This is a genomic window from Sphingobium sp. (assembly GCF_035511395.1).
Classification (GTDB): Bacteria; Pseudomonadota; Alphaproteobacteria; order Sphingomonadales; family Sphingomonadaceae; genus Sphingobium.
The window spans coordinates 1-4361 of the sequence record NZ_DATKFP010000044.1 but is presented as its reverse complement, the minus strand read 5'-3'; the positions used below and the strand labels follow the sequence as shown (position 1 = coordinate 4361).

The 4361-nt window shown below is 61.7% G+C and carries 4 protein-coding genes; 1 reads left to right on the top strand and 3 read right to left on the bottom strand.

Translation table 11 applies throughout. From position 1 onward, the window contains the following. On the top strand, window positions 1-991 hold a 991-nt coding region (locus tag VMR39_RS02440), incomplete at its 5' end, for an alkene reductase (protein ID WP_325413996.1). 352 nt (window positions 992-1343) lie between these two features. Here the strand turns inward: VMR39_RS02440 and VMR39_RS02435 are convergent. The 3 genes from VMR39_RS02435 to VMR39_RS02425 all read right to left on the bottom strand — a co-directional run. Next, entirely contained in the window at window positions 1344-2915 is a 1572-nt protein-coding gene (locus VMR39_RS02435; RefSeq protein ID WP_414712439.1) for an alpha-N-arabinofuranosidase, read from the bottom strand. A gap of 21 nt (window positions 2916-2936) precedes the next feature. Further along, window positions 2937-3803, bottom strand: a complete 867-nt coding sequence (locus tag VMR39_RS02430) for an NAD(P)-dependent oxidoreductase (RefSeq protein WP_325413992.1) — start codon at window positions 3801-3803, stop codon at window positions 2937-2939. Then, a partial coding sequence (locus VMR39_RS02425) for an enolase C-terminal domain-like protein (protein WP_325413990.1) occupies window positions 3800-4361 on the bottom strand: 562 nt, incomplete at its 5' end. The genes VMR39_RS02425 and VMR39_RS02430, both read right to left, overlap by 4 nt.

Here is a 4361-nt window from a genome sequence, read left to right as displayed (position 1 = left end):
AATCCAGGGCGAATATTATGCGCAGCGTGCAGACGCGGGCCTGATCATATCCGAAGCGACCGCCATCGACCCGCTCGGCATGGGCTGGTATCGGGCGCCCGGCATCTGGTCGGACGCCATGGTCGCGGCATGGCGGGGCGTGACGGATCGGGTTCATGACGCGGGCGGGCGCATCTATTGCCAACTCTGGCACATGGGGCGGCTGGTCCTGCCCGACTATCTGGACGGCGCGCTGCCGATCGGCCCATCGGCGATCGCGGGCGAAGGGGAAACGATGGCACCGCCATCCGGCCCCTATGATGGCGGCTTCTTGCCGATGAAGCCCTATGTCGTGCCGCGCGAAATGACGCAGGCCGACATCGATCATGTCGTTGCCGCCTATGGCCGGGCCGCCGCCAATGCCATGACGGCGGGCTTTGATGGCGTGGAAATCCATGGCGCCAATGGCTATATCATCGACCAGTTCCTGCAATCGAAGACCAACCGGCGGCAGGACGACTATGGCGGCAGCATGGAAAATCGGGTGCGGTTGCTAAAGGAGATCATCGAAGCGGTCATTGCCGAGGTCGATCCGGGCCGTGTGGGCCTGCGCGTCAGCCCGACCAGCGAACGCAAGGGCATGGGAGACGCCAATCCAGCGGCATTGACTGAAGCGATCGGCGCTCTGGCACAGCATTATGGGTTGGCCTATATCCATCTGATCGAACCGATCGCATCGGGCTTCATGGAAAAGCCCGATTATCCGGTGATGGATCATCTGCGCGCCGTCTTTGCTGGCACGATCATCCAGAATGGCAGTTTCGATGCGCAGACGGCCGCCGCCTATATCGACGGGGGTAAGGCCGACGCCATATCCTTCGGACGCCCCTATATTGCCAATCCCGATCTGGTTAGTCGGATGCGGGAAGGCCATCCGCTGGCGTCAGCGAATTTCGACTATGCCTATGTCGGCGATGCGAAGGGATATACGGATTATCCGCCATACGTATAGGCCGGGATAATGGGGGCCAAGTTCATGCGATTTGGCCCCACAGGGCATGGGACCGATCGTCGCGGGGCTAAAAGGCCAGGCCGTAGATGAACCAGCCAATGATTACCAAGGAACCAAATAAGCAAAATCTATCGCCAACCAGATCCGCCCTCGACATATGCCATCTCCACTATTCGCCGCATTGTCCACGGCATGTTATGGAATCATTTGTCGCACAGTGGAATTTAATATGCAAGCATATGATGTGCTCAAGAACTGACTAGCATTACCTCTCCTTCGCGAGAAGTTTGCGAAGATAGAGCGATGTCCGACAGGACGATCGCGCCGACCGTCCTGTCGATGCCGGGGCACATTAATGCAAGGTCAGCATCACGACGGAGTGCGGCGGCAATGTCACGGTCAGCGTATCGCCGGACATGACAGCATTGCGGAAGACGACCGGTCGCACCAGATCCGGCGATCCGAAATCATTATGGGACTGGACATCCGGTGCAGTGAGAATGCGGCCATCGATGGCGGAGGCCGCCACACCCTCCAGCTTCGCGGTCACGGTGACGGGCCGGTTGGGGTCGGTGTTGGTCAGGGCGACATGCACGGCGCCCGTCTTGTCCCGCGCCGCCGCCGCGCTGACGACCGGTACGGTCCACTGATCCTTGTTATACCAGGGCGATGTCAGATCCAGCGGCAGGAAGGTAGCGTCCTGAAACGGCTTGTACATGTCGAAAACATGATAGGTGGGCGTCAGCACCATCTGATCATCTTTCGTCAAGATCATGGCCTGAAGGACGTTTATCATCTGGGCGATGTTGGTCATGCGCACCCGGTCGGCATGGCGGGCGAACAGGTTGATGTTGAACGCGGCGATGATCGCGTCGCGCATGCTGTTCTGCTGATAGAGGAAGCCGGGATTGGTGCCCGGTTCCACGTCCGTCCAGATGCCCCATTCATCCACGGCCAGATTGACCCGCTTTTCCGGGTCATATTTGTCCATGATGGCACCATGCTTTTCCAGCAGTTCCTCCATGACGAGCGTGCTGACGAGTGTGCGTGCATAGTCGGTTTCGGTGAAATCGGTCGCCGATCCCTTCACCTTCCCGCGCGTGGGATGGGTGTAGTAATGGAGGCCGATGCCGTCGATCGACTTGCCCGCTACGCGCATCATTACGTCTGTCCAGTCATAGTCGCGGCTATTGGCTCCGCTGGCGATCTTCAGGATCTTCGTGCCGCGCGGCGACTTGACGAAAGTCGCGTAGCGGCGGGTGACGTCGGCGGCATAGTCGGCGCGCATATTGCCGCCACAGCCCCATAATTCATTGCCGATGCCGAACATGGGCAGCTTCCACGGTTCCTTGCGGCCGTTCCTCGCCCGTTCATCCGCCAGCGTGCCGGCGGGCGCTGTCATATATTCCACCCATTCGGCCATTTCGGCCGGAGAGCCGTTGCCGACATTGCCCGACACATAGGCCTCCGCCCCGATCAGTTCGGCGAAATCCATGAATTCATGGGTGCCGAAGCTGTTGGGTTCGGTGACGCCGCCCCAATGGGTGTTGATCTTGGTCGGGCGCTGGCCCCGCGGACCGATGCCTTCACGCCAATGATATTCGTCGGCGAAGCAGCCACCCGGCCAGCGGATCAGTGGCACGCTGAGCGCTTTCAGCGCGGCTACGACATCATTGCGATAGCCGCGCGTGTTGGGGATTTTCGACCCTGGCCCGACCCAAAGACCGCCATAAATGCCATAGCCCAGATGCTCGGCAAACTGGCTGAAAATGCGGCGGTCGATGATGGCGCCGGGCTTGTCCGCGTGCAGCGTGGCAGTGGCGGTCAGCGCCGTGGCGGCCGGCGCGCCGGTCTGCGCGATCACTGGCGAAAGCGGCGTCATGATCGTTGCCGCGAGCAGCAGCATGGGCAGTTTCAATCGCATCTTCATCCTCTCCCTTATATTTTACGCCTTCCTGAGCGGCTCCACGATCGCAGCAATGTCGCGACGGCCTTCCCCCGCAGCATCGGCATCCACGAAGCGCTGCCGCGCCGCCTGCGCGATGGCAGACGGGATGCCCACATCGGCCAGCGCCTGCGCTGCATAGCCCAGATCCTTGGCCATCAGCGGCACCAGGAAATGGGGCGCATAATCGCGGTCGAGCATGCGGCGCCCCACTCCCTTCACCATCGGGCTGGCGGGTGCGCCGTCGAAAAGGATGGACATGGCCTGCTCGATATCCAGGCCATGTTTCTCGAACAGGGCGATGGCTTCGGCCAGGCTGGCGGCCTGCACGCCGCAGAGGAAATTATTGGCGAGCTTGACCGTCGCGGCGCTGCCGACCGGGCCGAGATGGACGAGCGCGCTGCCCATCGCGTCGAAGGCCGGGCGGGCAGCGTCGATGACATCGGCTTCGCCGCCGACCAGGAAGCGCAGATTGCCCTGGGCCGCCTGATCGCGACTGCCGGTTACGGGGGCTTCGAGGAAATTCACGCCCCGCGCCGTCGCTTCCCGCGCCAGCTCGAACACCCAGTCGCCGGTCAGCGTGCTGGAATCGATCGCGATCGCACCCGGAGCCATGGCGGCGAGCGCGCCGTCATCGCCGGTCCAGATGTCGCGCGACACGCTGTCATTGGCGAGCATGGCGACGACGATGGCAGCGCCAGTCGCGGCATCGGCCGGTGTCGACGCGACATGCGCGCCAGCCTCGCCCAGAGCCGCCGCCTTGTCTGCACTGCGATTCCAAACGGTCACGTCGAACCCGGCGGCGAGCAGTTGCCGCGCCATGCCGGACCCCATGATGCCCAGGCCCAATACTGCAACTTTCATCATCCGATCACCTTGAAACGCGAAAGAGCGGCCTCGTCGATTTCGAGGCCCAGACCGGGGAGATTGTCGTCCAGATCGATATGGCCGTCCACCGCCTGCGGCTCACCCTTGAAGATGTACCAGAAGAGTTCGTTGCCGACTTCCACGTCGACCATCGGGAAATATTCGGCGATGGGGCTGTTCAGGCTGGCCATGACGACATGGTAATTGTGCATCTGCCCGGCATGGGGGACGACAGGGATGGACCAGGCTTCGGCCAGTGCCTGAATCTTGCGGGCGGCGGTGATGCCGCCGACTCGGTTGGTGTCGAACTGGAAATAGTCGAGCGATTTCGCCTCGATCATCTGGCGGAAGCCGTAGCTGGTGAATTCATGCTCGCCCGCCGCGATCGGCGTGGTGCCGAAGCGGCGCAGTTCATGATAGCCGTTAATGTCGTCGGGGATGATCGCTTCTTCCAGCCAGCGCAGGTTGAAGGGTTCGATGAGGCGCATCATCCGCTTCGCATAGTCGAGGCTCCAGCCCATATAGGCGTCGGCCATGATGTCGATTTCGTCGCCCACG